At 37.9% G+C, this 4,028-nt stretch carries 5 protein-coding genes and 1 pseudogene; 4 read left to right on the forward strand and 2 right to left on the reverse strand.

All coding sequences use genetic code 11. The features are described from left to right. Positions 1-370 precede the first annotated feature (370 nt). The 4 genes from AC1DPQ_RS20060 (at position 371) to AC1DPQ_RS20075 (ending at position 2,551) form a co-directional block, all read left to right on the forward strand. The gene (locus AC1DPQ_RS20060; protein WP_215165794.1) at positions 371-838 is read left to right on the forward strand and encodes a nucleoside deaminase; all 468 of its coding nucleotides are present in this window, start codon (positions 371-373) and stop codon (positions 836-838) included. Between the two features lie 260 nt (positions 839-1,098). Beyond that, on the forward strand, positions 1,099-1,707 hold the full coding sequence (locus tag AC1DPQ_RS20065) for a superoxide dismutase (protein ID WP_477579034.1): 609 nt from the start codon (positions 1,099-1,101) through the stop codon (positions 1,705-1,707). Positions 1,708-1,804: 97 nt separating this feature from the next. Then, positions 1,805-2,266, forward strand: a complete 462-nt coding sequence (locus tag AC1DPQ_RS20070; RefSeq protein ID WP_477579036.1) for a hypothetical protein — start codon at positions 1,805-1,807, stop codon at positions 2,264-2,266. 39 nt (positions 2,267-2,305) lie between these two features. Next, entirely contained in the window at positions 2,306-2,551 is a 246-nt protein-coding gene (locus AC1DPQ_RS20075) for a hypothetical protein (RefSeq protein ID WP_477579038.1), read from the forward strand. Positions 2,552-2,779: 228 nt separating this feature from the next. Here the strand turns inward: AC1DPQ_RS20075 and AC1DPQ_RS20080 are convergent, their stop codons facing one another. Continuing rightward, positions 2,780-3,712, reverse strand: a complete 933-nt coding sequence (locus AC1DPQ_RS20080; RefSeq protein WP_215165801.1) for a hydrogen peroxide-inducible genes activator — start codon at positions 3,710-3,712, stop codon at positions 2,780-2,782. Between the two features lie 136 nt (positions 3,713-3,848). Continuing rightward, a pseudogene (locus AC1DPQ_RS20085) lies at positions 3,849-4,028 on the reverse strand (GDP-L-fucose synthase); the annotation flags it as partial.

Here is a 4,028-nt window from a genome sequence, read left to right on the forward strand (position 1 = left end):
ATCGTATTGACTGCCGTACAAAGTAAAGTTCCTAACGGGAGTAAATTGGTTTAGTAAACATACTTCCCATTTTCCCGCAGATTTAAAAAGATAAGACACGCAAATCGACGCAGATTTCTAAGCAATTTAAAATGTTAAATTCTGCGGCTTTCATCAGCGCCGATCTGCGGGAAAATAGCCCTGATTGAAGTGAAAAGACCGGAGTGAGGTACGAATGAGGACTTGTAACGGAAAGCAGGACTGAGGTAACCGATTAGCACTGTAACTGCGCTCCAAAAACCTAATCAGAAAAAGTTTACCTATAGACTTCAGAAGTTTCGCCTGACTGTTACCTTTGGAAACTTAGGAAGTCTTACCCTATATTTGCCACATGAGTTTTTACAACTTCGAAAATACCGACCCTGAAGAAGAGGATATCCATTATATGAAATTGGCTTTGGAAGAGGCAAAAAAAGCTTTGGCTGAGGATGAAATTCCCATCGGCGCAATAGTGGTTAGTAAAAACAGGATTATTGGTCGTGGCTACAATTTAACTGAGCGCTTCAATGATGTTACTGCGCATGCAGAAATGCAGGCGTTTACCTCTGCAGCGCAAACGATAGGCGGGAAATATTTAAGGGATTGTACCTTATATGTAACCATCGAGCCCTGTGTAATGTGTGCCGGTGCAAGTTATTGGACACAGATCGGTCGTATTGTGTATGGTGCCAGAGAAGAAAAAAGAGGCTTTATCTCCAAAAACGCAAATCTGCTGCATCCGAAAACGGTGTTAAAAGGAGGGATAATGGCAGAGGAATGTGCAATATTGATGAGGGATTTTTTTGCAAAGAAAAGGTAGAAGAGACGAGTTAATGGCTCATGGTTTATAGTTCGTAGGGAAACGGGCTATTTTACTATCGACCATCAACTATCGACTGAAAAGTTAATTTTTCATTAAAACTGTTGGTTATCGTCCTGAACCTTACAGCTTTTAAATCCTCCCAACTTTACAACAACAGCGCAGAAAACGATTTGATGATAATAACATGAACAAATCTTAACGTTCTAATGTTATATTTGCTACAAGAAACATTTTTAAATCTTTAAACATAAAACATTATGGCTTTTGAATTACCTGCGTTACATTACGCAACCGATGCATTAGAACCGCATATTGATAAAACTACCATGGAAATCCACCATGATAAACACCATCAAGCTTACGTTACCAACCTAAATAAAGCTTTAGAAGGTAAGCCAGAAGCGACTTCTAGCATCGAGGAAATTGTAAAACACATTTCAAAATTCCCAGCTGCTGTGAGAAACAACGGTGGAGGTCACTATAATCACTCTTTGTTCTGGAACATTTTAGGTCCAAATAAAGGTGGTGAGCCAACTGGCGATTTAGCTAAAGCAATTAACGAAACTTTTGGTTCGTTTGCYGATCTTAAAACTAAATTACAAGAAGCTGGTGCTACCCGTTTTGGTTCAGGCTGGGCCTGGTTATCAGTAGGTGCTGATAAAAAACTTCAGGTTTCTTCTACACCAAACCAGGATAACCCTTTAATGGATGTTGCTGAAGTTAAAGGAACACCAATTTTAGGTATCGATGTTTGGGAGCATGCATACTATTTAAAATACCAGAACAAACGCCCTGATTATTTAGCGGCAATTTGGAATATAATTAACTGGGATGCAGTTGCTGAGCTTTACAAAAAAGCTTTATAAGCTAAACATTCAATAAAATTTAAGAAAGTCCCGATGCAAATCGGGACTTTCTTGTTTTAAGATAATTAAGTAACTTCGCAGATATAAAATGTTCGAAATGAAAAGGCTTGTAATTTTATTTTTAGTTATTGTTGGTGTAAATGGATTGGTGCGTGCACAGCAAAATAAAGTGCCTACTCCAGGAGAAATTGCACAGAAGAATGTGGAGGATCTGGATAAACGATTAAAACTAAATGGCACACAAAAAAGCGTAATTTACAGCTTTACCTATAACCAGGCGAAAGAGCAGGCAGATTTAATCAAAAGACAACAGGCAGGCAACTCACGTGAAGAGGATGTAGATAAATTTTATAAGCTACAGAACGAAACATCAAAAAATATCCGCAATGTTCTAAGGCCAGAGCAGCAAACCGAATATGATAAAATCATTGAGGAACGTTTAAGTGGTAAAGGCCTTAAAGCAAAAAATAAGAAAAAGAAAAAAGGCGAAGAGGAAGAAGTGGAGAGCGATATTAAAGGATTGTTATCAGCACCTCCAGTAGGAAAACAAGATCTCTAAGCAAGCTAGTGTTTTTGTAATCGATTAATTCAATAACAAATGCCAGAGATAATCGTAGGTACTATTGTACTCGGACTACTATTGTCGCCACAGTTACTTGCAGGTTTTTTGGCAAAGCGAACAGGCCGGGATTTTTGGTTCTGGTTTTTGATTTCCTTTTTAATCCCCATTGTTTCATTAATTATTTTAATCTTTTTAGAAGATAAAAACCCCGCTGCATCAGGCTACAAACTGGCTGATCATGTAGATAGGGAGAAGGGGTTAGTTTCCGGAGCTGTGAAATAATCAATTTTATAGAAAAGTCGTCATTGCGAGTTACGAAGATAACCGAACGATTGAGCTCATGAAGACCTTTAAAAACAACTGCAAAAATGAATAATCTTAATGCACTCGCTACTAACGATCGTTGTAAGATTGCTTCGTCGGCTGAAAAAGCCTTCTCGTAATAACGATCATATTAAAAGCTTTCGAAGTTTTTCCATCGCTTCGCCCTTTTAAACTTCGCAAGAAGAACTAAATCCCAACAATATCTTTTTTCTTTTTTTGCTTCATGGCTTTTGGGATAATTTCTAAAATCTCATCTTTTAAAGCATTAAGCATCCGTTTTTTAATAAAGTTTTTATGGGTTACCAGGCTGATCTCACGCACAGGCTCAGGCGATTTAAAATGTCGGATTTTACTAGTTTGTTTTGTATTTAATTCTGCTATGGCCAGCTCAGGCAATAATGTTGCGCCACCGTTTAAATCGACCATTCTAACCAGCGTTTCTACACTGCCTGTATTGTATTCCAGTCCCTGCAATCTGTTGTTTTTTGTAGAGCGGCAAATGTTCAAAACCTGATTGCGCATACAATGACCTTCGTTCAAAAGCCAGATGTTTTCGTCATTCAGGTCTTCCGCATCAACGGCTTTCTTTTTATAAAGTTTGCTGTTTTTGCTGATATAGCTTACAAAGTTTTCGTAATATAATGGAATTTCGGTAATGTTCGGATCGGTAAGTGGGGTGGCTAAAATACCACAATCCAGTACACCTGTTTTGAGGTGGTGAATAATATCTTCGGTGGTATATTCCCAGATTAAAAGTTTTAATTCAGGATATTTATCCAACATGGCAGAAATTACTTCGGGGAGCAGGTATGGCGCAACAGTTGGAATTACGCCTATTCTTAGTTCGCCTAAAACATCCTGTTGCTGACTGCTGATCAGTTCTTTTATTTTTCCGCTTTCCTGTAAAATAACCCTGGCCTGGGCAATAATCTGGGCGCCAATTTCGGTCGGACTTACTGGCTGTTTGCTCCTGTCGAAAATTTTAACGCTGATCAGTTCCTCCAGTTTTTGCACCTGCATACTTAAGGTAGGTTGCGTTACAAAACATTTATCTGCAGCGGTAACAAAACTTCTGTAAGTATCTACAGCAACAATATATTCTAGCTGAACTAAAGTCATATAGTTAAAATTTATTTATCTGATCAAATATATAAATTCTAACTATATAAAATTAATGAATGAGCGAATTAGTGAGTGATTGAATGGAAGGATTAAAGCATTCTGTCATCCAACCCTTCTCTCATTCAATTATTTTTTAGTACCGGCTTTCAAAATCCTGATAAGCCAAAGCAATACCTTCGCGAAGTTCTATTTGATGTTTCCAGCCTAAATTATGAAGTTTGCTTACGTCCATCAACTTACGTGGTGTTCCATCAGGTTTGCTTGCATCGAATACCAATTCGCCTTCAAAGCCCAATACGTCTTTGATTAATAA

The sequence above is a fragment of the Pedobacter sp. 01T416_2 genome, assembly GCF_056398925.1.

Coding starts and splice junctions, on each gene's coding strand:
- AC1DPQ_RS20060 (WP_215165794.1), top strand. CDS start 371: ATGAGTTTTTACAACTTCGAAAATACCGACCCTGAAGAAGAGGATATC.
- AC1DPQ_RS20070 (WP_477579036.1), top strand. CDS start 1,805: ATGAAAAGGCTTGTAATTTTATTTTTAGTTATTGTTGGTGTAAATGGA.
- AC1DPQ_RS20080 (WP_215165801.1), bottom strand. CDS start 3,712: ATGACTTTAGTTCAGCTAGAATATATTGTTGCTGTAGATACTTACAGA.
- AC1DPQ_RS20075 (WP_477579038.1), top strand. CDS start 2,306: ATGCCAGAGATAATCGTAGGTACTATTGTACTCGGACTACTATTGTCG.